The organism is Pseudenhygromyxa sp. WMMC2535, assembly GCF_011083025.2.
This window is the reverse complement of the sequence record NZ_JABJWV010000001.1, coordinates 9,482,303-9,508,072: the sequence shown is the minus strand read 5'-3', so window position 1 is coordinate 9,508,072 and position 25,770 is coordinate 9,482,303. Positions and strand designations below refer to the sequence as shown.

The window sequence follows — 25,770 nt, the reverse complement described above, 5'->3', positions numbered from 1 at the left end:
CCGCTGTGAGCAAACACCTGCGCAGATACACAGCCACCCACTCTGGCGGGCTGTTCACGCTGCGCTCCGGTGTCTGTGGCGTCCCCGCTGTGGCCACTTGCTCGCGGGGGTCTGCCCGTGTATCCCACAGCGGTTGCGAGCGCGCCCCCGGGCCGACCGCAGCCTGCACGTCGCATGCTCTTCGACTGGGTATACGGCCTCTTCTCCAACGACATGGCCATCGACCTCGGGACGGCCACGACGCTGACCTATGTCAAGGGCAAGGGCATCGTCGCGCACGAGCCCAGCGTGGTCGCGGTTCAAAAGCAGGGCGGCGTCGTCAAGCGCGTGCTCGCGGTCGGTAAGGAGGCCAAGGAGATGCTCGGCCGCACGCCTGGCAACATCGTCGCCATTCGCCCGATGAAAGACGGGGTGATCGCCGACTTCGAGGTCACCGAGGCGATGATGCGGCACTTCATCAACCGCGCGCACAACCGCCAGACCCTGGTCAAGCCGCGGATCATCATCTGCGTGCCCTCGGGGATCACCGAGGTCGAGAAGCGGGCCGTGCGTGACTCGGCCCTGGCCGCTGGCGCGCGCGAGGTGTTCTTGATCGAAGAGCCGATGGCCGCGGCGATCGGCGCGGGCCTGCCGATCACCGAGCCCGGCGGCAACATGGTCGTCGACATCGGCGGTGGCACCGCCGAGGTCGCGGTGATCTCCCTGGCCGGGATCGTCGCCTGCAAGAGCGTGCGCGTCGGCGGCGACAAGATGGACGAGGCGATCGTCCAGCACATCAAGCGCAAGTACAACCTGCTGATCGGCGAGCGCACCGCCGAGAAGGTCAAGATCGAGATCGGCACGGCGGCGCCCACGGACGTGGTCATGACCATGGAGGTCAAGGGGCGAGATCTCGTCGCCGGGATCCCCAAGACCGTGCTGATCGACTCCGACGAGATCCGCGAGGCGCTCTCGGAGCCCGTCTCGGCCATCGTCGACGCCGTGCGCGTGGTCCTCGAGCGCGCGCCTCCGGAGCTGTGCGCCGACATCGTCGACAAGGGCATCGTGCTCACCGGCGGGGCCGCGCAGCTGCGCAACCTCGACGTGCTCCTGTCCGAGGAGACCGGCCTGCCGGTGTTCCTGTGCGACGAGCCCGACTTCGCCGTCGTGCTCGGTTCGGGCGCGGCCCTCGACGAGATCGACATCCTGCGCGAGGTCGCCATTGAGTAGCGGCGAGTGTAGCGGCGGCTAGCCGCGGGAGAGCGGGCGCATGGCAGTCTCTCTTCGCGACGTCCGCAGCGGCGCGATCGTGGTCTTCTTGCTGGCCATCCCGATCCTCCTGCTGCGCAGCACGATCCAGGACCCCCACCGGATGAACGGCTTCGACCGCGCCGTGCACCGCATCGGCGCGCCGCTCGAGGCGGGGGTCACCTACTCGGCGCGCTGGGTCGGGAGTTTCTTCGAGCGCTGGGTCTTTCAGGCGCGGATGCTCGACGAGAAGGAGCGCCTGGAGGAGCAAAACCGCGAGCACAAGCGCCAGCTCGTCGAGCTCGCCCAGCTGCGCGAAGAGAACCGCCAGCTGCGTCGTGCCCTCCAGATGCGTGACCAGGTGCCAGAGGATCTGCTCTCGGCCGCGGTCACCGGCGTGGAGCAGTCGCCCTTCTTCCGCGTGGTCAAGATCTCCGTCGACCGCGGCGACGACTACGTGCGCCCCGGCATGGCCGTGCTCGCCCCCGACGGCGTCGTGGGCCGGATCAACCGGACCCACGCCGAGCACGCCGACGTCATGCTGATCACCGACCCCGAGAGCAAGATCGCCGTCGAGGTCGCCAGGACGCGCTGCCCCGGCATCCTCGAGGGCCTGGGCGAGGATCAGTGTCGGGTTCGAATCATCTCCTGTGACGAGCCGGTGGTCGAGGGTGATGTCATCCAGACCTCGGGTGTCGACGACCTCTTTCCCAAGGGCCACCCCGTGGGTCGGGTGACAGTCGTGGATCGCAAGGTCGACGCGCAGATCGTCGACGTCGTGCCCAGCGTCCGCTTCGATCGCCTCGATATGGTCTGGATCGTCCTCGCCAACGCGCCAGAGGCAGATCCGCAGGCCGGAAAGCCCAGGCCGCGGCTGCCCGGGCGCGGCCTGTCTCCGCTGCACTGAGCGGCTGTGGTTCTGGCTGCGGTGCTGGGGCCTGAGCCCCCTATGGCTGCACTCGGTAGCGGAATATCAGCGTTCAGGCGGCTCCAAAGTGAGTACCTGGGTATCACGTTGAGGACATTGACACATGTCGACGAGGCCGAGTGTAGTTATTTGTAACTGTCCCAATGGGCCATTGAGGTGCGAATTCGGGCCTATTTGAGGCTTTGTAGAGCACGCTTCAGCGCGCTCTTGCGCTGCTCGCGCCAGGCTTGAAAATTCAGCTAGACTGGAAGAGCGTGACATGCGCCTACTTGTGGGTGCTTCACTCAGCCACCAAATCGGTCTAGTTTCTCATTTATAAACACCTCAGAACTTGTACTCTGAATCACGTTTCTGGGCTTCGAAAGCAGATATCGACGTTTTAGTTGGGTGTTGCGCTCTGAGCGCGAACCACATTCGCCCCCCATCGGAGATGGTCCAGGGTGGTACCATGTACCTAAAAGGGACGAATTCAGCTCCACTGGATTTTTTTGATATACATGTTGAAATCCACGCGCCCACGTTGTACACCAGAATTGTCGAACAGATACGGGATCCAAAGTTGAAACCTTCATTCGATTGATTGAATTCAACACCCTTCTGTCGACTGTTTAGATCGAATCATCGATCGAGCTCTCGCCGACGGCCATGGATGCGCCGGCGTAGAGGCTCCGAGGAGAAGCAGGGAATGCGCTACATCAGGATGTACAAGGGCAGCGAGGATGGAGCCCCGGGTGTGACCCTCTACGAGGTCGACCGCGAGGGCTGGGTGCATCGCCAGCTTCAGGTTCACGCCGAGGGCGTGCGCTTCTCTCCCGAGGATATCCTGCTGCGGCGTCCGGTCAGCGTCGGTTACATGGTCAAGCACCCCGACGCCGAAGAGATCAGCGCCGAGGACTTCGAGCTGCACTGGGCGGAGTTCGACCACCGCAGGCGCTTTCGGGAGCGCATCCCCAACCCCTGGCGCGCCTGGTACGGGCAGATGAGCGCCGGTGGTGAGGATCGAGAGCTGCGCTGGGTCCCCTCCGGGGCGCACCCCGGCGAGGGCTGGGCTCGGGTGCCGGGCTTCGTGCGGCTCTACGTCCGCGGGGGCTCCCGCGAGGCCTGGGCGACCCAGCGGGCGCTCTTCCTCGAGGCGGACATCTCCTGGGTCGCCTATCACAGCGACGACGTCGAGCTCCCGACCCGTCAGGTCGTCGAAGGCCCCGGCCTCGCGGCGGCGCTCCACGGGGATCGCTTCATGGCCATGGACATGCTGACCTGAGCTCGCCGGCGCGGGCATGCAAAGAGGGCGGAGCGACCGAGGTCGCTGCCGCCCTTTTTGTTTGCCCGGGGAGTTCAGCGCTCGGGATTCAGAGCACGACCTTGATCAGCAAGAAGGCACCGACCAGCAGGGCCGTGAACGCCAGCGTGACCAGGTTGAAGTAGCGGTCGATGAAGTCGCGGGCGGCGTCGCCGTAGCGGCGGACGACGGCGGCGACCAAAAAGAAGCGGGCGCCCCGGCCGACCACGCTGGTCGCAATGAAGGCCGGGAGGTTGATCTTGGCGACGCCGGCGGCGATCGTGAACACCTTGTAGGGGATCGGCGAGAACCCGGCAGCGAACACGATCGCAACGCCGTATTCGTGATAGTAGTTGGTGGCGTGTTCGAATTTATCCGCGGAGAAGAGCCGCGGGATGATCATCGGCTCCACGCTCGACCAGACCGCGTAGCCGATGTAGTAGCCAATCACGCCGCCGATCACCGAGCCGATCGTGCACCACAGGGCGAAGCGAAACGCCCGGGTGGGGGCCGCGATGCCAAGGGCGATCAGCAGCACGTCCGGCGGGATGGGGAAGAAGCTCGACTCGGCGAGGGCGAGGACGAAGAGGGCCGGGAGCCCGTAGCGGCTGTCCGCCCAGCCCAGCACCCAGTCGTAGAGCCGACGGAGCACGTTGGGCTTGCTGGGCGCCTGCGCGGGCTCGGAGGTGGGCGTCTGGGCGTCTTCGGCGGTCACGGGCCGGGAAGCTAGCAGTCTGGCCGAAGGTCCGCACGAAGCGGCCAAATGCGCCAGGTGCGCTGAGGTGCACCGAGGGAGCGTGGGGGGATGAAGGTGCGCTAATACCGCTTGCACGCGATGCGTGAAGATGGCACAGGAGGAAGATGAAGCGACTTTCTTTGTGTTCTGGGAGCGCTGCGTTGTGTCTCGTGATCGCGTCGAGCCTGGGCTGCGGCGACGACATCGTGGAGGCGAGCGCCGACAGTGACGACGAGATCGGCGACAGCGGGGAGAGCCAGGGGAGCGAGGAGAGCGGGGAGAGCGAGAGCGGGGAAGGCGAGAGCGCCGAGGGCAGCGGGGAGAGCGAGAGCGCCGAGACGGAGACGACGGACGCCAGCGATCCCGACGCGGACATGGACGGCGTGCCGGCGAGCCTCGACTGCGACGACGACGATCCAGAGGTCTATCCAGGCGCGGAGGAGATCTGCGACGAGAAGGACAACGATTGCGACGAGCTCGTGGACAACGACGCCGTCGATGCGCCGCTTTGGTACACCGACGCGGACATGGACGGCTACGGTGACGAGAGCTCGTCGACCGCGTCCTGCCTCCAGCCCCCGGACTCGATCGGTCAGGGCGGGGACTGTAACGACAACGACCCCGAGGCCTACCCCGACGCCAACGACGTCTGCGCCCTGGGCCGGACCTGCAAGGCGATCTACGACTCTGGCGCGGGGATCGAGGACGGGGTCTACCTGATCGATCCCGAGGGCGTCGACGAGGGCGGCGAGCCCGTGGAGGTGTGGTGCGACATGACCGAAGAGGGCATGACCGCCGCGCTGATCATCAACTCGGTCAACGAGGGGTCTGACGTCGGTGACTTTGGCGACGGCTACGTCGAGAACCAGCAGCTCGCGGTCGGTCCGAGCCTGGCCTCGAGCGAGGTCTCGGACGGGGTCCAGGCCTGGCTCGACCTCAACGACTTCGAGTACACGCAGCTGCGCCTGGCGGCCTACGCAGGCGGCGACGAGGGCTATCTCAGCGAGTGGATCTCGCGTGACGACCTGCGCATCGACTTTGGTCAAAACGGATACCTGCTCTACAACGACCCCAACGGCTACTACTGGTGCGGGGGCGCCAAGTCCTACGCCGACGAGGGGGAGGGGCAGGTCAACAAGCCGGCTGGCGCCTACGACGACTGCAAGACCCACAACAACTTGGGCTCGGGCTGGGACTTCTCCGAGTCGACGGAGCGCAACATGGGGATGACCGCCTGCGGGACCGACGGCGCGGGGTGGATGTTTCGCAACTACGAGGACGGGTTCAAGATCAACTACCCCGACGGCGGAGTGGCCTACGTCGTCTGGGTGCGCTGAGCGGCATGCGGCGCGAGCCTGGAGCGCAGCGCTCCAGACTCGCGGCCGCGCCGACCTCACTGCTGGGGGATGTCGACGAAGTCCCCGCCAGAGTCGAAGTCGCACAGGTCTCCGCAACAGATCTCCTTGCCGGTCTGGCTGAGCAGCGGGCTGAGGGCGTTGACGTCCCAGTCGCCGTTGGCGTCGACGTTGATGCCGTGGATGTACAGGCGCACCGGCAGCCCGGTCTTGAGCGAGGCCGGGGTGGGGATCGAGAAGCCGTGGTTTTTGTCGGCGAAGTCGAGGTCGGCGCGGTAGAGGTTGGCCTGGACCACGGCGACCTCCTGGCCGTTGGGCCAGGCGGCGTCGCGGTGGATCGTCACCCAAGTCGGGGCGGTCGTGTCGCCGTCCTTGACCCAGCCGGCGATGGTGTCGCAGTTGGCGACGTCGTGGGTGCCGACGGGGATGTAGTAGTTGGCCGCTCGGAATTCGTCGCCGCCGAACTCGCCGTCCGAGAGCTCGAGCATGTCGGTCGTCTCGATCTCCTCGCTGTCGCAGGCCGCGAGCGGGGCGCAGACGAGGGCGATGAACAAGGCGGTGGTCGAGGGGCGGTGAAGGGGTCGAGTGTTGTCTCGCATCTCACCGGCGGCCATCGCCGGCGGCGGTGCATCCGTCAGTGCTTTTTTGGGGTCGCGGCGCGCTCGGGTTGGGGGCGGGCAGAGCCGCCGAGTGTCACGCGCTGGCGAGCACCCGCGCGAGCGCCCCGCCGAGCTCGTCGAGGGTGTAGGGCTTGCGCAGCACGTCGTGGACGCCGAGGGTGGCGAGCTCGTCGAGGTGCTCGGGGTCGGCGTAGCCCGAGGCCATGACCACGGGCAGCTCGGGGTTGAGCTCGCGCAGGCGCCGGAGGGTCTCGACGCCGTTCATGCCGGGCATGCGCACGTCGAGGACCGCGCCGCGCAGCTCGTCGCTGCGGGCGCGGAGCAGGTCGAGGGCGGTCGGCCCATCGGGGGCGGCCATGACCTCGAAGCCGAGGCGAGAGAGCAGGCGCGAGGCGACCTGGCGCGGGCCCGCGCTGTCGTCCACGAGCAGCACCAGGCCGGGAGCGGCGAAGCGCGGGCCGAGGTTCGCCAGGTCGCGCTCGGGCTTGCAGGGCGCGGCGAGCTCGGGCAGGCGGACCTCGAAGGTGGTGCCGAGCCCCGGGCTGCTGTGCGTGCTGATCTCGCCGCCGTGGCTGCGCACGACGCCATAGGCGGCGGCGAGCCCCAGGCCCGAGCCCTTGCCGAGCTCCTTGGTGGTGAAGAAGGGCTCGAAGGCGCGCTCGGCCACCTCGGGGGTCATGCCCTCGCCGGTGTCGCTGACGCGCAAGACCAGCTGAGGCTCGCCGCTGGCCGGCGCAGCTTCGGCGCGGGTCGAGATCGTCAAGCTGCCGCCCTCGGGCATGGCGTCGCGGGCGTTGAAGGCCAGGTCGAGGACGAGCTCGCGCAGCGAGGCCGGCACGCCGCGGACGCAGCGGGCGTCGAGCTCGAGGTCGAGGACCAGCTCGATCCCCGAGTCGGGCCGGTGGCGGAGCAGCTCGACGGCCTCGCGGACCACGGCGTCGAGCTCGACGGGCTCGGCCCTGGCCTGCTTGGTGCGCGCGAAGGTCAGCAGCTGCTTGGTCAGCGCCGCGGCGCGCTCGCCATCGGTGGTGATCTGATCGAGGTCGGCCTGGAGCGCGGGGTCCTCGGCGTCGAGGCGCATGAGCTCGACGGTGCCGAGGATGCTCATCAGCAGGTTGTTGAAGTCGTGGGCGATGCCGCCGGCGAGGCGGCTGACGGCCTCGAGCTTGCGGGCTTCCTGCAGCCGGGCCTGCATGCGCCGGGCCTCTTGCTCGGCGCGCTCGCGCTCGGCGATCTCGAGCACCAGGTGGCTGTGGGTCAAGCAGCGATCGATGGCCGCGGCGAAGTGGCGGATCACCGTGTCGAGCTGGGCGAGCTCGACGGGGCCGAGGGGGAGGTCGCGGTGGCCGTGGACCTCGAGCATGCCGAGGCCGCAGAGGGGGAAGAAGGCGCGGGTGTTCGTCGGGGCCCTGGGCTCGTGCTCGTGCTCGTGAGAGTCGGGCGCGAGCGAGAACGGCCCGGCGCAGACGCGGCGCCACAGCGGGTCCGCGCCGCTGATGCGCCGCGCGTGGATCTTGGAGCGCGGGGCCGCGTGGAAGAGGGTCAAGGTCTCGGGGACCGCGTCGAGCTCGGTCAGCGTCAGGGCGTCGTCGCGCAGCCACACCGCCACGTAGGAGAAGCCCTTGCGCGCGGCCAGGGTCGAGACGAAGCCGCGGCAGGTCTCGCGCAGATCGAGGGAGCTCCCGCTCGCGAGCGCGAGCTCGTAGAGCACGCAGATGTCCGCGAAGGTCTGGTCTGGGCTGTCCACGGCCTCGAAGCGCTGGCGGGCAGGGGGAAAGGGAGAGGGGGGGAAGGGGGGAAAGGGAGAGACGGGGGAGGGAAAAGGGGGAGACGTCGTGGGAAGGATCAGAGGCGCTCGTGGGCTCAGGGCTGGTGGAGCGTGGCGATGACGCAGGTCTTGTTGAAGAGCTCGATGTAGCCGTCTCCGCGCGACGAGATCTCGCCGAGGGTCGCCACGCCGAGCGGCGGGCAGCGCTGGGCGAGCGGCCCGAGCCCGCGGGTGATCGCCTCGAGCTCGGCCGCGAAGCGCTCGCCGAGGAAGAACACGCGCGAGATGCAGTCGGCGATCAGGCAGTAGCAGGTGTCCGCGCTCGGGTCGGCGCGGGCGGCCTCGCGGGCGGCCTGCTCGGCGGCGGCGATCAGGCTGTCGGGGTCGCCGTGGAGGATCGAGAGCACCGCGTTTTGGGGCACGTCGCCGACGCAGCGCAGCGCGCCGGACTCTCGGGTGGCCACGGGATCGCGGACCACGAATTCCCGACCCTGGCGCTGGAGGCCCAGGGGATAGCTGCGCGTGACCTCGAACACCTCGTCGGGGGTGACGGTGCGCCCGAGGTGCTCACCCACGTGCTCGGCGTAGACCGAAAAGGCCGGGCGCCAGTTGAGCTGGAGGACCTCGTTGCCCTGGGCTCGGGTTGCGACCAATGGGCCGCGGAAGGCGTGCCAGCCGTGGCGGACGCCCAAGCTGGCGTGCAGGCTGCTCATGCACAGCACGGCGCCGCCTTGGAACACGCCCGCGCGCGTGAACAGGCAAGGGCGCGCCGCGAAGTCGCTGGTCCCGGCGCCGCCGCCCCAGTAGCGCACGCGATCGCCGAATTCGTCGTAGGTCGCCTCGAGCAGGCGCGAGAGCCCGGGGGCGAGGCCGTCGACGAGCACGAAGAGCGTGGCCGGAGGCTCGCCGGCGGCGGGCAAGACCGCGGCCAAGCTGGCGAGGGCGGCCTCGGGCGCGTCGAAGTCGGCGACGGCCAGGGGCGCGGCGAGGCTGGGGACGCGCAGGAGCAGCGCGCCCTCGCGGTGCCGGGCGCCGGCGATCAACAGCTCGGGGAAGAGCCCGCCAAAGAAGGGACAGGGCGCCTCGGACAGGGCGGCGACGATGGCCTCGAGATCCGGGTCGCCGCCCTCGGCGACGAGCGCGAGCAGGCAGTCGTCCGCGCGCAGGTCGAGGCGCTGGGCGGCCCTAGCGATGGCCCCCGCGGTGGCCTGGGGGCAGTGGTGCTTCCATGCCGCCGCCGGCATTGTTCGAGCATAGCGCGTTTGCACCGCGGGGGGCCTTGACCCGCGGGCGCGCCCGGACATCAATTGCTCGGTGCGCCGCTCCCTGCTCGCTCTCGCCCCGGTCCTGACTGTGCTCGCCTCGTCGAGCTGCGCAAAAGATGAAGGGGCGGCGTCGGTCGAGCAGGTCGAGCCGCGCGTGGCCGAGGCCGCGCCGAGCCCCACCGCCGAGGCTGGCGAAGGTTCGCCCGCGCTCGAGGAGCTGCCGCCTACGGCCGCTCAGGAGCGCGCGCGCGTGGCCGCGACGATCGAGGGGGAGCAGGCGGTCGAGGGGGCGGCCACGGCTGGGGGTGTAGTCACTGATACGCCCGATACGCCTGATACTTCTGACGCGAGCGAGGCCGAAGAGGGTGACGGATCGGTCGAGGTCGCGGCGGCGGGCGAGGCAGATTCCAGGTCGGATCCGCTGGCACCCGAGCTGCCCTCGGGCCCCGCGCCCGGGACGCCCGAGGCCGACGCCGAATTGCTCGCCCTGCTCGACGAGTCGACCCTCACCCAAGACGAGTTCGACGCCGGGTTCAAGGCCGGCGTGGGGGTCGATGGGGACGCCCTGAGCTTTGGCGCGGGTGATCGCACGCGCAAGCGTCCCAAGGTCAGCGTGGGCACGCCGGAGATCCGCGGCGCCAAGGCGGCGACGGCCGTGGCCCTGCGCGAGCTCGCCGAGGCCGACCTGCGCGGGCTCGAGACCTGCCACGCCATGGCTCTGAGCAAGGACGCCAGCCAGCTCGGGCGCGCGACCTTGGGGTTGCGCTTCGACGCCTCCGGGAAGGTCACCGAGGTCGACGTTGGCGGCGCCGAGGTCCTGGGCGAGGCGCTGCGTGCATGCCTGGCCTCCGTCGCCGAGGGCTGGACGCTGGCGGCGGCCGCCGGCGCGACCGCGCAGCTGCCCTTGAGCCTGTCTGCCCAGTGAGTCACCATCGCGGGTGCGGGATCCATGGAGCACCTGTCCAAAGATCAAGTCGCGCGGCTGCGTGCCGCCCTCGAGGACGAGGCGGAGCAGCTGCGTGGGCGCGTGAGCACGGGCGGCCAGGAGGTCGCCGAGAACACCAACGTCGACCCCGGTGACGTCGAGGATGCCGCCGCCCACGAGGCGGGCCGCTACCGAGCGCGCCAGCTCCTGACCCGCGACCGGGCCCGCCTCACCGAGGTCGAGGCCGCGCTCGCGCGCATGGACGAGGGCAGCTACGGGATCTGCGAGGAGACCGACGAGCCGATCCCCTTCCGCCGCCTCGAGCTGCGCCCGACCACGCGCTACACCGCCGCGGCCCAGGAGGCCCTCGAGGGTGAGGGCGGGGTCGAGGACCCGCACGGCGACGAGCCCATCGCCTACTGAATCGAGTCACCATGCGCGCCCGCCCCCAGGCTCGAGCCCTCTTCCGTGCTTCCTTTGTCGTGCTGAGCGCGGTGTCGAGCTTGGCGCTCGCCTGCACCAAGCCGCCGGCGGCCCACGAGCTCGACGCGCAGCGTGACGCCAGCGCGGTGCGGAAGGTCTCCATCGAGGACGCGCCGGGGCCGTCTTTGGCCGGCAAGGGCGAAGGCGAGGGCGCTGGGGGAGCAGCGGCCGCTGGCGCCGCGGCCGAGGGCGTGGGCAGCCAGGCCGCCGAGATCCTCCCGGGCGAGCTGCCCGCGGCCAAGAGCCGCTACGACGCGCCCGCGCGCCTGGTCGCGATTGGCGACGTCCACGGTGACCTCGAGGCCACGCGTCGGGCCCTTCGCCTGGCCGGAGCCATCGACGGAGAGGACCACTGGATCGGCGGCGAGCTGGTCTTGGTCCAGACCGGCGACCAGCTCGACCGCGGCGACGGTGAGCAGGCCATCCTCGAGCTCCTCGCGCGGCTCCAGCACGAGGCCGAGGCGGCCGGCGGCGCCGTGCACCTGCTCAACGGCAACCACGAGTACATGAACGCCCTCGGGGATCTGCGCTACGTGACCCCCGGCGGCTTCGAGGACTTCGAGGACGCCCCCGGGGTCGACCCCGAGGATCCGCGCCTGGCCGCGGTCATGGCGCGCGTGCCCGAGGAGGCCCGAGCCCGCGTCGCCGCCTTCATGCCGGGCATGCCCTGGGCCCTCGAGCTCGCCAAGCGCAACACGATCTTGGTCGTCGGCGACAGCGCCTTCGTCCACGGCGGGGTGCTGCCCGACTACGCCCGGCGCTTCGAGGCGGTCAACGCCGACGGCCAGGCCTTCTTGCGCGGCGAGCTGCGCGAGCCGCCCAAGGCGATCATCGATCCCGACGGGCCGGTGTGGAGTCGCCACTACTCCGACCAGCCCGACGAGGCAGACTGCGCCCTGCTCGACGAGGCCCTCGACGCGCTCGGCGTCGCGCGGATGATCGTCGGCCACACCGTCCACAAGGAGGGCATCGGCTCGGCCTGCGACGGCAAGGTGTGGATGATCGACGTGGGCATGGCGGCCTACTACGGCGGGCCGCTGCAGGTGCTCGAGCTGCGCGGGGGCGAGCTCGAGGTCCTGCGCGAGGGCTGAGCGGGCCGAGAACGATCGGGCTGACTCGGGTGTCGCCGAGCCGGGCGACCGTGATCCGAGCCAGGTCACGCGCAGCCGGCGCTGGCCGCTTCCCCTGCTGAAAGTTTGACCCGGATCTCCAAACGTGTACCCTCGGCACCAAGTATCCCGAGGGGCGCTCCAAGCCCCCGGAATCAAACCACTTTCCGCGATCGATGCCCCAGCTCGAGCTCATCCCCGTCCCGCCAGATCAGCCCCCGGAAGCCCGCCGAAAGCCCAAGGGTGAGGAGGCGGCCCCTGCCGGACAAGGCTCCGGCGGCAGCGCTGGCGTCGTCGAGGGTGACCTCGCCGAGCACGCCCGCCGCAAGTACCTCAACTACGCGCTGAGCGTGATCACGGCGCGGGCCATCCCCGACGTCCGCGACGGCCTCAAGCCGGTCCAGCGGCGGATCTTGTTCACGATGTTCAACGATCTGCGGCTGACCCACGACGCGCGCCACCGCAAGAGCGCCAAGGTCGTCGGTGACGTGATCGGTAAGTATCACCCGCACGGCGACACGGCGGTCTACGACGCCATGGTGCGCATGGCTCAGGCCTTCAACATGCGCATGCCGCTGGTCGACGGTCAGGGCAACTTCGGCTCGATCGACGGCGACTCGGCGGCCGCCTACCGCTACACCGAGGCCAAGCTGACGGCGCTGTCGAGCGAGCTGCTCGAGGAGCTCAAGCGCGACACCGTCCACTTTCGGCCGACCTTCGACGGCACGGGCAACGAGCCGATCGTGCTCCCGGCCCGCTTCCCCAACATCCTGGTCAACGGGGCCACGGGCATCGCCGTGGGCATGGCGACCGCGATCCCGCCGCACAACCTCGGCGAGGTCGTGCGCGCGAGCTTGATGCTGATCGACGACCCCGAGGCCACGGTCGCCAAGCTGATGGGCAAGCTCAAGGGCCCGGACTTCCCGACCGGCGGCCAGCTGGTCGCCTCGCGCACGGAGCTGCGCCAGGCCTACGAGCAGGGCAAGTCCACCTTCAAGCTGCGCGGGAGCTGGACCTTCGAGGAGGGCAAGCCGGCCGACGGCCGTGGGTCCAAGAAGAAGGCCGGGCGCAACCCGATGATCGTGATCACCGAGGTGCCCTGGGGCGTGGAGAAGAGCGCCCTGGTCGAGGAGATCGGCCAGATCATCCTGGGCAAGAAGCTGCCCATGGTCATCGGGGTCCAGGACCTGAGCACCGAGGACATCCGCGTGGAGATCGAGCTCGACCCCAAGGTCGAGGTCGACCCCGAGCTGGTCATGGCCTACCTGTTCAAGCACACGCGCTTGCAGACCACGGTCAAGCTCGACCTCACGGTGCTCGTGCCCACGGCGAACCCCGAGGTCTCGGCCCCGGCGCGCCTCGACCTCAAGTCGATCCTGCGCGAGTTCCTCGACTTCCGCCTGCTCACGGTCCGCCGGCGCTTCGAGTACGACCTGCGCAAGCTCGAGGAGCGCATCCACATCCTCGAGGGCTTCGAGAAGATCTTCGACGCCCTCGACCGCGCGATCAAGCTGATCCGCGGCAGCGACGGGCGCCAGGACGCGGCCAAGAAGCTGATCAAGGCCTTCGACTTGGACCAGATCCAGGCCGACGCGATCCTCGAGACCCGGCTCTACAAGCTCGCCAAGCTCGAGATCCTCAAGATCCGCGAGGAGCTCGAGGACAAGCGCAAGCAGGCCAAGAAGATCCGCGCGATCCTCAAGAGCGAGGCGAAGCTGTGGAAGGTGGTCAAGGACGAGCTCGAGGCCCTGGTCGCCGAGTTTGGTGACCGCCGGCGCACGCGGATCGACGCCGAGGACCTGACCGAGGAGTTCTCGGCCGAGTCCTTCATCATCGAGGAGGACGCCATGGTCCTCGTGACCCGCGACGGCTGGATCAAGCGCCAGCGCAGCGTGAACCTCGAGAGCACGCGGATGCGCGACGGCGACGCGCCCCTGGCCCTGCTCGGGGGCAGCACCCGCGAGAGCGTGGTGTTGTTCTCCAACCGCGGCTCGGCCTACGTGCTGCGCATCAACGACGTGCCGGCCTCCTCGGGCCACGGCACGCCGATCCAGCAGCTGTTCAAGTTCAAGGACGGCGAGAAGGTGATCGGCGCGGCGACCACGGACTCGCGCTTCATGCCGGAGTTCGCCGCGGCCGAGAAGCCCGACCTGGGCGAGGAGTACGAGGAGCCCTACCCGCACTTCCTGGCCGTGTCCAAGGGCGGCCTGGCCCTGCGCTTCACGCTGTGGCCGCACCGCGAGCCGAGCACCCGCAACGGCCGACTCTTCGGCAAGCTCAAGTCCGGCGACGAGTTCGTCGACGTGTTCCAGGTCTACGCCGAAGACGACGTCTGCGCGCTGAGCCGCAAGGGCAAGCTGCTGTGCTGCAACGTCATGGACATCAACTTGCTGGCCGGCCCCGGGCGCGGGGTCACGATGATCAAGCTCGAGGCCAAGGACGAGGTCCTGGCCTGCTGGAAGGCCAAGACCACCGTCGAGATCCAAAAGTCCTCCGGCGGGACGATCAAGATCAGCGCGGCCAAGGCCACGGTCACCAACCGCGGCGGCAAGGGCCGCCCGATCATGAAGCGCGGCTCGGTCGAGGCCGTGAGCGCGCCTTTGCCCGAGACCCCCGACTTCGAAGCCGGCGCGGCACGCCTCGTCGAGCTCGGCCTCGTGGAGAGTGAATGATGGCCAAGACCAAGACCACCAAGACCAAGACGGGCAAGCGCAAGACCGGTGGCGGGGGCTACGGCGCCGAGTCGATCCAGATCCTCCAGAACATCGACCACGTCCGCGCCCGCCCGGGCATGTACATCGGCGGGGTCAACAAGGACGGCCTGCACCACATCGTGTGGGAGATCCTCGACAACTCGGTGGACGAGGTCATCAACGGCCACGCGAGCAAGATCGAGGTCGTGCTCGAGGCCGACCACCGCGGGATCACGATCATCGACGACGGCCGCGGCATCCCGGTCGACAAGCACCCCGAGCTCAAGATGCCGGCGGTGGTCGCCGTGTTCACCCAGCTGGGCGCCGGCGGGAAGTTCGACGGCGAGAGCTACAAGCACTCCGGCGGTCTGCACGGCGTGGGCGCGGCCGTGGCCAACGCCCTCGCCGAGCGCCTCGAGGTCCGGGTCAAGCGCAGCGGCAAGATCCACGAGGTGGTCTTCGACCGCGGCGTGCTCCAGGGGAAGATGCGCAAGTCGGGCAGCGCGCGCGGGACCGGGACCGAGGTGTTCCTGCGCCCGGACCCCGAGATCTTCGGGGCCAAGGCGACCCTCGACCCCGACGTGCTCCGCCAGCGCATCGAGGCCAAGAGCTACCTGCACAAGGGCCTGAAGATCAGCTTCACGGACCAGGCCACGGGCAAGACCGAGACCTTCCACCACGCCGAGGGCATCGCCGAGTACCTCGACAAGCTCGTCGCCGTGCGCGGCAAGCGAGCCGTGCACAGCGGCCAGTTCTATCTCGAGCGCAACGAGGAGCCGCGCCTCGAGCTCGCCCTGGCGTGGACCGAGGCCACCGACACCACGATCAATTCCTACGTCAACGGCGTGCCCACGCCCGACGGCGGGACGCACGAGAAGGGCCTGCGCAGCGGCCTGGGCAAGGCGATCCGCGCCTACGTGGCCGCGCACAAGCTCGAGCCCAAGGGCGTGAGCATCGGCCTCGAGGACATCCGCGAGGGCCTGCTCGCGCTGATCTCCGTCTACGTGCTCGAGCCGCAGTTCCAGAGCCAGACCAAAAACCGGCTCAACAACCCCGAGGTCGCCAATCAAGTCGAGAGCGCCGTCGCCCCGGCCCTCGAGCAGTGGCTGCACGAGAACCGCAGCGTCGGCGACGCGATCGTCGCGCGGATCATCCTGGCCTCGCGGGCGCGGGCGGCCTCGCGGGCCGCGGTCTCCTCGGTCACGCGCAAGGCCGCCGGCCAGGCGCGGGTCAACCTCCCGGGCAAGCTGGCCGACTGCGCGAGCAGTGACCCGCGCAAGTCCGAGCTGTTCATCGTCGAGGGTGACTCCGCCGGCGGCTCGGCCAAGATGGGCCGCGACCGCAACACCCAGGCGATCTTGCCCCTGCGCGGCAAGGTGCTCAACGCCGCCCAGGCGAGCCTGGCCAAGGTCGCCAAGAACGAGGAGCTCGGCAACATCGTCAAGGCCCTCGGCTGCGGGATCGGCAAGGACTTCGACGTCAGCCGGCTGCGCTACGATCGCGTGATCCTGCTGATGGACGCCGACTCCGACGGCCACCACATCGCGACCTTGCTGCTGACCTTCTTCTACAAGTACATGCCGGAGCTGATCCGCACCGGCCACGTCTACCTGGCCCAGCCGCCGCTGTTTCGCGTGGACGTGGGCAAGGAGACGCACTGGGCGGCCGACGACGCCCACCTCCAGCGCATCCTCGCGGGCATCAAGCGCGGCAAGCCGGAGATCCAGCGCTTCAAGGGTCTTGGCGAGATGATGCCCAAGACCCTGCGCGACACGACCTTGGATCCCAAGAAGCGCCAGCTGATCCGCGTGGGCATCGAGGACGAGCTGGCCACGGATCGCACGATCCACGACCTCATGGGCAAGGACGCGTCGATGCGCTACCAGTTCATCATGGAGCGCGCGTCCGAGGCCGACGAGCTCGACATCTGATCGCCCCGGGCTCGCCCGGTCTCGAACACAGCGTCTGCGGGCGGCCCGATTGGGTCGCCCGCTGTGTTTTGGGTGGGGGGATGAAACTAAAAAGCCAAGGAAGGGTTTTTGTGAATCTCGCTGCGCCGCGATGTTGCCGTGAATACGCAACTGGCAGTGCAATGGGCGTTTCCTGCAATTGAGCTATAGAGGCGAGCCATGTCGATGAATTCGAATATCCAGGGTCTTCGCGGGCGCGCCCGCCTGCTCTTGCCCGTGCTCTGCCTTTGCCTCCCCGTCCTGAGCGGCTGCACGGATGACGGCGGGGATGGGGGCGACGACGGCGAGGAGAGCTCCTCCGAGGAGAGCGCGGGAGACACGACCACGGGCGAGGACTCGGACACGGAGACCGAGACGGACACGACCACGGGCGAGGAGCTGCCCGAGAGCTGCTCGTGCATCATCGACGAGCCCTACACGGACGACAACATGCCCTCGGGCCCCGAGGATCCGAACCTGCCGACCTGCGGGGAGCAGCTGTGCGACACCGTGATCGCCACCCTCGCCGACGACGCGACCTTCACGGTGGAAAATCCGGACGCCCTGACCTGCGCGCTCGAGGCCCTGCGGGATCGGACCCCGGGCTACTTGCACTGGGACTACGACGCCTACTCCGGGATGGAGCGGGTCGAGGGTTACACGCTGATCCTCGACGACGGATCGGCGATCTCCCGGGTCTGGGGAGTCTACGACCTCAGCCAGGACGTCAGCGAGGCGGAGCTCGGCGCGCTCGAGGACGCGACCTACTTCGAAGCCTGCCTGGCGGAGGAGGACGACCAGGCGCGCTTCGACTGCTTGCGCACGCAGCTCGTGAGCGTCGAGGCGTCCTGCGACGAGGGCTGGTGGTGGACCTCGATCTGAGCGAGCAGGTCTGCGTCGCTCGCGGCGTGCGCTGACACGCCCTCCCGCGGGCTCGTCCGCGGCCTTCTGCGCGCTCGGGGGAGGGAGTACCATCCGCGGGTGCTGCCCACCCGACAAGAGCAGGGCTTCCTCGAGCGCGTCTTGGCCCTGCCCAGGCTCGGCCTGGGGGTGAGCACCGAGTACGGGGCCAGCCAGGCCGAGGGCGCCCTGGATCCAGCGCAGCTGCGCCGGGAGCACCCGGCCTTCGCGGGCTTCTTGGAGGTCGGCGTCGAGGTCGTCAAGGGTCTCGACGCCGACGCCCAGGCCTGGGCGTCGCGCGGCTGGCCGACCACCTATCACTTCCTGGACGTCAACCTCGACGAGCCCGAGGACTACGCGGACGGGCCGTGGCTGGCCGCCGTGCGCGACTGCGTCGAGACCCTGCGCCCGGCGTGGATGTGCGGCGACGCGGGGCTGTGGCACTTCGGGGCCCGGGAGCGCGGGCAGATGCTGCTGCTCCCGCCGGTGCTCACGGCCGAGGCCGTCGCGCCCATGGCGGCGGGCATCGTCGCGCTGCGCGAGGCGACCGGCCTGGAGGTCCTGCCCGAGAACCCGCCGGGGGCGATCTTCCTGGGCGAGCTGCACCTGCTCGAGTTCTTCGCCGCGCTGGCCGAGCGCGCCGACACCGGGCTGCTGATCGACTGCGCGCACCTGGCCATGTTTCAGCGCGCGCGCGGCCTCGATCCCCTCGATGGCTTCGACCTGCTGCCCTGGGATCGCGTCGTCGAGCTCCACGTCGCGGGCGGGCGCGAGCGCGAGGTCGAGGGTCTGGCCTGGGTCGACGACGACCACGGGATCGAGGTCCTCGCCGAGACCTGGGCGATCACCGAGGCGGCGCTCGAGCGCGCGAGCAACCTGCGGGCGGTGGTCGTCGAGTGCGAGCGCAACGCGATCGCCGAGGTCGCCCCGCTCTTCACCCAGGTCCGCGAGCGCCTGCCCGCGGCGCTGGCCGAAGTCGCCGCAGTCGCCGGCTGTGGGGAGGTCGGCTCGTGAGCGTGCAGCCGGAGCAGTCACAGGGGTCGGGCGTCGATCCCCGCCGGGTCCAGCAGGGGCTGGTCTGCATGCTCTTCGACCCCAGCTACGCCAAGGCCGTCCGCGCTCGCGGCCCGCTGCCCGAGCTGAGCGAGGGCGAGCGCGCGCTCTTGCGCGAGGTCGATCCCCGCGCCCTGGCCACCGACGCCATGCGCCGGGCTCGGGCCCTCCAGGTGATCCTCGACGAGTACCCGACGAGCGCCGCCGCGCTGGGCGTCGACGCCGTCGATCGCTTCTTCTCCTCGCCGGTGTTCCGCGCCTGCGTCTTCGAGCGCGGCTCGATGGTCGTGGCCTTCGGCGAGTTTCTGGGCAGCCGGGCCAAGGGGGCCGGGGCGATCGAGGCCGCCGTCGCTCGGGCTCGGCGCGCGGCGGCGGACTCGACGGTATCGGTATCGGCGGTCCCCGGGGGCGCGGGAGAGCGCCTGGTCTGCGCCCGGGGCATCGTCGCCCTCGAGGTCCCCGCGGGCAGCCTGGCCTGGATCGAGGGCGTGCGCGCCAAGCTGGGCGACGAGCCGCTGCGCGCCCTGGCGCGGCGGCGAAAGCCCTGGCCCAAGCCGCCGCCGCGGCGCGGGCGAGAGCAGCTGCTCGTCGAGGCCAAGGCCGACGGTAGCGTGGACATCGGCGGGGCCTCGGCGTCCCTGGTCGGCCTGCTGCGCGCCGCCGAGCAGCCCCTGAGCCGAGCCGAGCTGTGCGCCGTCGCGGTCCGCCTCGGCGCGGACGCGAGCGAGGCGGGCGAGCTCCTCGATGATCTATGCGGTGAGGGGCTGCTCGAGCGCAGGACCTGAGCGCGGCCCGGAGCCCGGGGGGAGCTCACTCGGCCGCGGACACGTCGTCGGCGATGCTGACGAAGCCCACGTGCACGGTCTTGTCGTCGATCAGGTCGACGCGCTCGATGTCGTCGTCGAAGTAGCGGCCGAGGGCGCGGACCAGGGCCGTCATCATCAAGATCAGCTCGCGCTCGGAGTTGTAGGTGAGCTCGACGGTGTCCTCGTCGAGCCAGCGCATCTCGATGTTCGGGGGCGTGGCCCCTCGCATGCGGCGTCGCGCTCGCCCGTGGATGTCGTCGAGCATCGTCAGGAACTCGCGGCTGTTGGTCGCCTCGTCGTAGTGGCGCGGGGAGAGCCGGGGGCCGTAGATGCAGATCCAGTAGTCGGCGAAGGCGTCGTAAAACTGGTTTTTGGACATGCGGAGGATCTTGCGAGCCTCCTTCATCACGCCGAAGAGTTGCTCGTCGGGGACGGTGGCCGTCGCCATGATCGGCTTGTTCGAGGGATAGCTCGAAGTCGCGAGGATCTTGGTCCACTGGTCCTCACCGTGTTGGGTGATGACCAGCTCCTTGATGCACTTCAAAAACGCGCCCTTCATGTCGACCCCGAGCCTCTCGCAACCACGGTGAGCGTGCTAGCGAAGACTGTGCTTTGCAAGGTGATACTGGCGTAGCGACGACTCCGGTAGTGGAGGAATCGACATATCGTTCAAATGGGGCAGGGGTCACGCCACAATTGCGTCACGCGTCGGGAGCCAGGCTTGCGACCAGGCCATCGCCCAGGTCAGCGAGCTTGGTTGGTGCGTGCGGAGATCGATCTCGAGTTTGGGGAGGTCGGCGTGCACCTGTGGCGATCGCGCCCTGGCCGCAGCGTTGTTCTCGCGTGGCCCCCCCGCGCGACTTGGTGACGCTCGAGATCCGGCGTCGGCGCGGCGCGGGGGAGGGGAGATCGCCCCGGGCGAAGGCGGGACGTCACCGAGGGTTCACGGACGTGATCGCGCACGCGATGTGCGGACTGTGGGCCTCTCGTCCGCCAAAATGGTCTGGAGGGGCGAAGATGGGCAACGCGGTGAGCCCGCCTGGTGGCTGGCTCGTCGTGTCTTGGAGCCCCTAAAATCGCCGGGCTTGCCGTCTTCGACCCCAGCCCTCGGTCGAGCCTCCCGCGCGCTCGGCCTCGCCGCGCTCTTGCCTCTGGCCTGCGTCCGCGAGCCCCTGCCGGAGATCTGTCCGGTGGTCGAGGAGGGCGACCTGGTCATCTCCGAGCTGCGCGGGGTCTCGGCCAACGCCAGCGACACCTTTGGCCAGTACATCGAGGTCTACAACGCCGGGGATCACAGCGTTGATCTCCAGGGCATGGTCATTCGCCTGCGCAGCAGCGGCGGCGACGAGCTCGAGGTCTTCGTGCGCGAGTCGGTGCCCCTGGCGGCCGGCGGCTACGCGGTGCTCGGCCCCGGTGACCCCGACGACCCGCCGACGTGGATGGACTACGCGCTGGGTTGGGACATCTCCGGCGGGGATCCGGCCCCGGAGGATGGCGGGGATCCGGTCTTCCCCAAGGACCTGCTGCGCTACGACGCGGCCTTCATCGAGCTCGAGGCCTGCGAAGATCTGATCGACTCGGTCTACTACGCCGCCGACGATCTCCCGGCCGACGGGACCTTGGCCTGCGGAAACGCCGAGGCTCCGCCGAGCGCCGCGAGCAACGACGCCGTCGAGGACGGGGCGTGCTGGTGCGTGGACGATCTCGAGGCCGACCCGGACTACCCGCTCTTCGGCCTCGGCCTGCCGGGCACACCTGGGAGGGCGAACCGATGCGAGTGAGCCCGATGCGAGTGAGCCCGAAGCTGGGCCTGCGCGCCTGGCTGCGCGCCGCGGCCCTGAGCTCGGCCTGCGCCGGCGGCCTCGCGCTGACGGCCTGCGCGGCCTCGGACTCGCGCTTCGATCGCAGCGAGCTCGAGCTCTCCGACGCCGGCCTGGTGCTCGGGGAGTTCCCGCTCCAGCCCGGCGCGGTCGTCGACGGCGACACCATCAAGGTCGACGGCCTCGACGCGAGCTTGCGCCTGCTGGCCATCGACACCGAGGAGACCTTCAAGTCCGAGAAGGCCTGGCGCGAGTTCGAGGTCGGCTGGGAGGCCTACCTGGCGGCCAAGCAGGGCGAGACCTCGCGGCCGATCAAGGTGCCCACGCCCCTGGGCATGGACGCCAAGCACTGGGCCGAGGACTTCTTCTCCGGCGTGACCCGGGTCCGGCTCGAGCGCGACGACCCCAAGAAGATCCGCGGCCGCTTCAACCGCTACCTCGCCTACGTGTTCGTCGAGGACGAGGACGGCGAGTGGATCAACTACAACGTCGAGGTCGTGCGCGCGGGCATGAGCCCCTACTTCGCCAAGTACGGGTTCTCGCGCCGCTTCCACGCCGAGTTCGTGGCCGCGCAAGACGAGGCGCGGGCGGCCAAGCGCGGAATCTGGGCCGAGGGCGCCCAGTGCTACACCGACTACGACCTGCGTCTGGCCTGGTGGGACGCGCGCGGGCGCTTCGTGGCCGGCTTCGACGAGCTCGCCGCCGAAGACCCGAGCTACATCGCCCTCGACGACTGGGACGCCAAGCAGCGCCTGGCCGCGGCCCTCGGCGAGGAGGTCGAGGTGCTCGCGACCGTGGGCGACATCCGCCAGGGCGAGCGCGGGCCCAAGCGCGTGCTGCTCAGCCGGCGGATGTTCGACGACTTCCCGCTGATCTTCTGGGACGAGGACGTGTTCGTCGACTCGCAGATCGATCACTACCGCGGGGAGTACGTGCGCGTGCGCGGCGTGGTCACGGCCTACACCGACCGCCGCAGCGGCGAGCGTCAGCTGCAGATCGAGGTCCAGGTGCCCGAGCAGGTGATCTTGCCGGACTACGTGCCCCCGGGGCGGCCCGAGGACACGGACCCCGACATGGTCTACGAGGGCCAGGCCATCGACGCGCAGGCGGTGGAGGAGCCGGCGTCGGCCAAGCCGGCGGCGGGCTCGCCCGATGCTTCCGGTTCGCCCGAGCCATCCGACTCCGCTGAATCCGCGGGCTCACCTGATTCACCTGATTCACATGATTCCCCCGACTCGGGTACCTCGGCCGACGCCGCGGGCGAGGTCGGGAGCGCGGATGCCGATGCCGACGCGGATGCCGATGCCGATGCTCCGGGTGCGCCGGCGGACGAGGGCGAGGGCGCGGCCGACTGAGATTCTTCGAGAGCTTGGACTTGATCATGCGCGACCTACGAAAGACCCCGCTCGGCCTCCGCACTGGCGCCGCCTTTGGGCTGTTTGCCCTCGCGGCCCTCGGCCCCCTCGGCTGCCCCTCCGACGACGGCGAGTCCGCCGACGAGGCGGGCGGCGACTGCTCGCTGCTCGCTGGCGACCTCGTGATCACCGAGGTCATGGCCGACCCCGAGGGCAGCGACGACGGTCAGGAGTGGCTCGAGGTCTACAACGCCAGCGGCGCGGCGATCGAGCTCGAGGGCGTGACCTTGGTCTACGCCAAGGCCGACGGCTCGGGGACCAAGACGCACACGATCGCGCGCAGCATGAGCCTGGGGGCCGGGGAGTACGTGGTCTTCGGCGGGGTGCTCGACGAACTCGCCGGCGGGGAGTCGATCGTCGACTACGGCTACGCCGACGAGCTCGGCGACTTTGGCAACGGCGGCGGCTACCTGGCGGTGCGCTGCGAGGACGGCTCGACCGTCGACGAGATCTATTACGACGAGGCCAGCTCGGGCGCCTCGCGGGCCTTCGACGGCGCGCTGAGCCCCGACGCGGCGGCCAACGACAGCCTGGGCAGCTGGTGCGACTCGACCAGCGAGTTCGACGGGCCCGAGGCCCTGGGCACGCCCGGCGCGGCCAACGACCCCTGCGGGACCTCGGACACCTGCATGCTCGACGGCGAACTCGTGGCCGTGGATCGCCCGGCGCCCGGGGAGCTGGTGATCACCGAGGTCATGGCCAGCCCCAGCGCCGTGTCCGACGACTATGGCGAGTGGTTCGAGTTCTACGCCGACGGCGACTTTCACCTCAACGGCGTGACCATGGGCCGCGACGTCGAGGACCAGGAGGCCGAGGACATCGTCGCGTCCGTGGACTGCATCCCGATCTCCGCGGGCAGCTACAACGTGATCGCCAAGTCGACCCAGAGCGACCCGACGGCCGATGACTACAACGGCGGGCTGCCCGAGGAGGCGATCGTCTGGCAGACCTCGATGGCGCTGACCGGCGACGGCGCGCTGTGGCTGGGCGCTCAGGGCGAGCTCCTCGATCTCTTCGACTGGGAGGGGGCCGGGGACGGCGAGTCTCTCCAGCTCGATCCGGACGCGATCGACACCACGGCCAACGACGACCAGGCCAACTGGTGCGACGCCGCGCTGCCCTACTCGGGCGAAGCGGACGACGAGGGCGACCTCGGCTCACCGGGGGCGGCCAACGCCCAGTGCATGGGCGTCGGCCCCGAGGGCCAGTGCTACGACGGCGAGCTCGGCGAGTGGCGAGACATCGAGCCGCTCGCCGTCGGCGACCTGGTGATCACCGAGCACCTCGCCAACCCGGCGGGCGAGGACGCGACCGGCGAGTGGTTCGAGCTGCTCACCTCGGGCTCCGGCGACCTCAACGGCCTCCAGGTCGGCAAGATCGCCAGCGACACCGCCGACGAGGACGTGGTCGCCGACGACTTCGAGGACGTGATCGTTCAGGGCGACGACTGCGTGCACGTGGGCGCGGGCAGCTACCTGCTGATCGCGCGCAGCGCAGATCCAGAGGTCAACGGCGGGCTGCCCGAGGTCGACTACGAATTCGGCGTGTCGCTCAACAACAGCGGCACGGACCTGCTGATCGGCTACGCCCTCGACGGTCAGGAGGCCGCGATCTGGGACCGCGCGCCGCTCTCACCGGTGGTCGAGGGGGTCAGCGGCAGCCTCGACCCGGCGCTGCTCAACACCGTCGACAACGACGACCCGGACAACTGGTGCGAGGGCGACCCCAGCACCCCGGGCGCGGCCAACAGCGAGTGCGCGGGCTCGAACTCCGGCCAGTGCCTCGACCCCGACACCCAGCTGATGCGCATGCTCGACGTGCCCGAGGCCGGCGAGGTCACGATCACCGAGTACATGGCCAACCCCGACGCGGCCTCCGACACCAACGGCGAGTGGTTCGAGCTCCACGCGAGCGGGAGCTTCGACCTCAACGGGCTGCAGATCGGCAAGGGCGGGGTGTTCTCGACCACGATCACCAGCGAGGACTGCATCGAGATCGCGGCCGACAGCTACGTGGTCATCGCCCGCGAAGAAGTGCTCGAGACCAGCTGCCTCGAGGAGGCGCCGACGGCCGTGGCCAACTTCTCGCTGAGCAACAGCAACTCCAACCTCGAGATCGGCCACGGCGACGTGCTCCTCGACGAGGTCAGCTGGGTCAGCACGGCGACCGGGGCGGCCTCGAGTCAGGACCCCGACACCCTCGAGTGGTGCACGGCCGTCGACCCCTACGGCTGCGGCGACCTCGGGACCCCTGGCTACGTCAACCCCAGCTGCGAGGGCGGCGGGGGCATGGACGGGCAGTGCCTCGACGGCGACGCGTGGCGCGACATCGTGGCGCCGATCGCCGGGGACGTGGTGATCTCCGAGTTCATGGCCAACCCCGCGGCGGTCGGTGACTCCGCTGGCGAGTGGTTCGAGCTGCGCGCCCTGGCCAGCTTCGATCTCAACGGCCTCGAGCTCGGGCGGGTGTTCGCCGACGGCCCGCTGGCCACGGTCGACGTCGCCGACTGCGTCCCGCTCGCCGCCGGCGAGACCGCGCTGCTCGCCCGCGACGACGACGCGGCGACCAACGGCGGCCTCCCGGCCGTCGACGCGACCTTCAGCTTCGGGCTGACCAACAGCAACAGCAGCCTGTTCGTGTCGAGCGAGGGCGTGCTCCTCGACGAGATCGCGTGGACCAGCGTGGGCACGGGCAAGAGCACCAGCTTGGATCCGAGCAGCTACGACCCGGACGTCAACGACACGGCCGACAACGCCGACGCGGCCTGGTGCTACGCGGTCGCCGAGTACGGCGACGGCGACCTCGGCACGCCGGCGGCCGACAACGAGCAGTGCCAGTGATGCGCGCGGTCGGCCAGCAGGTGACGAGCGCTGCGGCGCGGCTGGGGTCTCGGACCTTGGCGAGGGTCGCGTGCGCGGCCGGCCTGATTGGGCTGGCTGGGCTGGCTGGGCTGGGCTGCGCGGCCGAGGAGGGCGACGAAGGGGACGGCGGCTCGAGCTGCGGCCCGAGCGAGGCCGTGGTCGCCCGGGTCATCGACGGCGACACCGTCGAGCTCGAGGGCGGCGAGCGCGTGCGCTACCTGATGATCGACGCCCCCGAGAGCACCGATCCCGCGGCCGTCGAGTGCTGGGGTCCCGAGGCCGCCCAGGCCAACACGGACCTCGTCGAGGGCCAGACCGTGAGCCTGCGCTACGACGTCGAGTGCGAGGACACCTACGGGCGCCTGCTCGCCTACGTCGAGCTCAAGGGCCGGGTGATCAACGAGCTGCTCGTCGAGCGCGGCCACGCCTGCGTGCTGCACATCCCCCCCAACGGCGAGGACGAGCTCGAGCGCTACGAGGACCTCGAGTACGCGGCCGAGCAGCTCGACAAGGGCCTGTGGGCCGTCTGCGAGCCCAGGCCCTGCTAGGGCGCGAGACCACGAGGAAGCGAGCGAGCA

Annotated in this window: 21 protein-coding genes; 16 read left to right on the top strand and 5 right to left on the bottom strand. The window is 69.8% G+C overall.

All coding sequences use genetic code 11. From position 1 onward, the window contains the following. Positions 1–174 precede the first annotated feature (174 nt). The 3 genes from G6O69_RS36680 to G6O69_RS36670 all read left to right on the top strand — a co-directional run bounded on the left by G6O69_RS36680 (position 175) and on the right by G6O69_RS36670 (position 3,416). Complete coding sequence (locus G6O69_RS36680; RefSeq protein WP_172301350.1) at positions 175–1,209, top strand: rod shape-determining protein; 1,035 nt, start codon at positions 175–177, stop codon at positions 1,207–1,209. 40 nt (positions 1,210–1,249) lie between these two features. Continuing rightward, a complete protein-coding gene (gene mreC, locus G6O69_RS36675; protein ID WP_172301348.1) occupies positions 1,250–2,134 on the top strand; it encodes a rod shape-determining protein MreC in 885 nt (294 codons plus the stop codon). 670 nt (positions 2,135–2,804) lie between these two features. Beyond that, positions 2,805–3,416, top strand: coding sequence for a hypothetical protein (locus G6O69_RS36670; RefSeq protein ID WP_176396529.1), 612 nt, complete (start codon positions 2,805–2,807; stop codon positions 3,414–3,416). A gap of 88 nt (positions 3,417–3,504) precedes the next feature. On the opposite strand, the gene G6O69_RS36665 is transcribed toward G6O69_RS36670, so the two are convergent. After that, complete coding sequence (locus G6O69_RS36665; RefSeq protein WP_346016983.1) at positions 3,505–4,149, bottom strand: YqaA family protein; 645 nt, start codon at positions 4,147–4,149, stop codon at positions 3,505–3,507. 191 nt (positions 4,150–4,340) lie between these two features. Here G6O69_RS36665 and G6O69_RS36660 point away from each other — a divergent pair, with 191 nt between their 5' ends. Further along, positions 4,341–5,507, top strand: a complete 1,167-nt coding sequence (locus tag G6O69_RS36660) for a putative metal-binding motif-containing protein (protein ID WP_172301344.1) — start codon at positions 4,341–4,343, stop codon at positions 5,505–5,507. A gap of 56 nt (positions 5,508–5,563) precedes the next feature. Here G6O69_RS36660 and G6O69_RS36655 read toward each other — a convergent pair whose 3' ends face one another. From G6O69_RS36655 to G6O69_RS36645, 3 genes are all read right to left on the bottom strand, one after another. Then, positions 5,564–6,139: a hypothetical protein gene (locus tag G6O69_RS36655; protein WP_172301342.1), complete on the bottom strand. Its 576-nt coding sequence runs from the start codon at positions 6,137–6,139 to the stop codon at positions 5,564–5,566. A 79-nt stretch (positions 6,140–6,218) separates the two neighbouring features. Beyond that, complete coding sequence (locus tag G6O69_RS36650) at positions 6,219–7,892, bottom strand: ATP-binding protein (protein WP_172301340.1); 1,674 nt, start codon at positions 7,890–7,892, stop codon at positions 6,219–6,221. A 116-nt stretch (positions 7,893–8,008) separates the two neighbouring features. Beyond that, the gene (locus G6O69_RS36645; protein WP_172301338.1) at positions 8,009–9,157 is read right to left on the bottom strand and encodes an FIST C-terminal domain-containing protein; all 1,149 of its coding nucleotides are present in this window, start codon (positions 9,155–9,157) and stop codon (positions 8,009–8,011) included. A gap of 70 nt (positions 9,158–9,227) precedes the next feature. Here G6O69_RS36645 and G6O69_RS36640 point away from each other — a divergent pair, with 70 nt between their 5' ends. The 8 genes from G6O69_RS36640 (at position 9,228) to G6O69_RS36605 (ending at position 19,075) form a co-directional block, all read left to right on the top strand. Next, positions 9,228–10,103 (top strand): hypothetical protein, encoded by an 876-nt coding sequence (locus tag G6O69_RS36640; RefSeq protein WP_172301337.1) that lies wholly within the window; start codon positions 9,228–9,230, stop codon positions 10,101–10,103. Positions 10,104–10,127: 24 nt separating this feature from the next. Next, positions 10,128–10,526: a TraR/DksA family transcriptional regulator gene (locus G6O69_RS36635; protein ID WP_172301335.1), complete on the top strand. Its 399-nt coding sequence runs from the start codon at positions 10,128–10,130 to the stop codon at positions 10,524–10,526. Between the two features lie 11 nt (positions 10,527–10,537). Beyond that, positions 10,538–11,677 carry a metallophosphoesterase gene (locus tag G6O69_RS36630; protein ID WP_172301333.1) on the top strand — a complete coding sequence of 380 codons (1,140 nt, stop codon included), beginning with the start codon at positions 10,538–10,540 and terminating at the stop codon, positions 11,675–11,677. A 194-nt stretch (positions 11,678–11,871) separates the two neighbouring features. Beyond that, the gene (locus tag G6O69_RS36625) at positions 11,872–14,367 is read left to right on the top strand and encodes a DNA topoisomerase IV subunit A (protein WP_172301331.1); all 2,496 of its coding nucleotides are present in this window, start codon (positions 11,872–11,874) and stop codon (positions 14,365–14,367) included. Then, a complete protein-coding gene (locus G6O69_RS36620; RefSeq protein ID WP_172301329.1) occupies positions 14,367–16,319 on the top strand; it encodes a DNA topoisomerase IV subunit B in 1,953 nt (650 codons plus the stop codon). Before G6O69_RS36625 ends, G6O69_RS36620 begins: the two co-directional genes overlap by 1 nt. Positions 16,320–16,517: 198 nt before the next feature. After that, entirely contained in the window at positions 16,518–17,219 is a 702-nt protein-coding gene (locus G6O69_RS36615) for a hypothetical protein (RefSeq protein WP_172301327.1), read from the top strand. A gap of 99 nt (positions 17,220–17,318) precedes the next feature. After that, positions 17,319–18,251: a DUF692 family multinuclear iron-containing protein gene (locus G6O69_RS36610; RefSeq protein WP_172301325.1), complete on the top strand. Its 933-nt coding sequence runs from the start codon at positions 17,319–17,321 to the stop codon at positions 18,249–18,251. Then, positions 18,248–19,075 carry a hypothetical protein gene (locus G6O69_RS36605; protein WP_172301323.1) on the top strand — a complete coding sequence of 276 codons (828 nt, stop codon included), beginning with the start codon at positions 18,248–18,250 and terminating at the stop codon, positions 19,073–19,075. The genes G6O69_RS36610 and G6O69_RS36605 overlap by 4 nt, the downstream gene beginning before the upstream one ends. Positions 19,076–19,100: 25 nt before the next feature. Here the strand turns inward: G6O69_RS36605 and G6O69_RS36600 are convergent, their stop codons facing one another. Beyond that, positions 19,101–19,655 carry a heme NO-binding domain-containing protein gene (locus G6O69_RS36600; RefSeq protein ID WP_172301321.1) on the bottom strand — a complete coding sequence of 185 codons (555 nt, stop codon included), beginning with the start codon at positions 19,653–19,655 and terminating at the stop codon, positions 19,101–19,103. A 526-nt stretch (positions 19,656–20,181) separates the two neighbouring features. On the opposite strand from G6O69_RS36600, the gene G6O69_RS36595 reads away from it, so the two are divergent. Genes G6O69_RS36595 through G6O69_RS36580 form a run of 4 tightly spaced genes read left to right on the top strand, consistent with a single transcriptional unit; the run spans position 20,182 to position 25,740 of the window. After that, a complete protein-coding gene (locus tag G6O69_RS36595) occupies positions 20,182–20,877 on the top strand; it encodes a lamin tail domain-containing protein (protein ID WP_172301319.1) in 696 nt (231 codons plus the stop codon). Between the two features lie 5 nt (positions 20,878–20,882). Further along, positions 20,883–22,271, top strand: a complete 1,389-nt coding sequence (locus G6O69_RS36590) for a thermonuclease family protein (protein WP_172301317.1) — start codon at positions 20,883–20,885, stop codon at positions 22,269–22,271. Between the two features lie 26 nt (positions 22,272–22,297). After that, entirely contained in the window at positions 22,298–25,171 is a 2,874-nt protein-coding gene (locus G6O69_RS36585) for a lamin tail domain-containing protein (RefSeq protein WP_172301315.1), read from the top strand. After that, on the top strand, positions 25,171–25,740 hold the full coding sequence (locus G6O69_RS36580; RefSeq protein WP_172301313.1) for a thermonuclease family protein: 570 nt from the start codon (positions 25,171–25,173) through the stop codon (positions 25,738–25,740). Before G6O69_RS36585 ends, G6O69_RS36580 begins: the two co-directional genes overlap by 1 nt. The last annotated feature ends 30 nt before the right edge of the window (positions 25,741–25,770 follow it).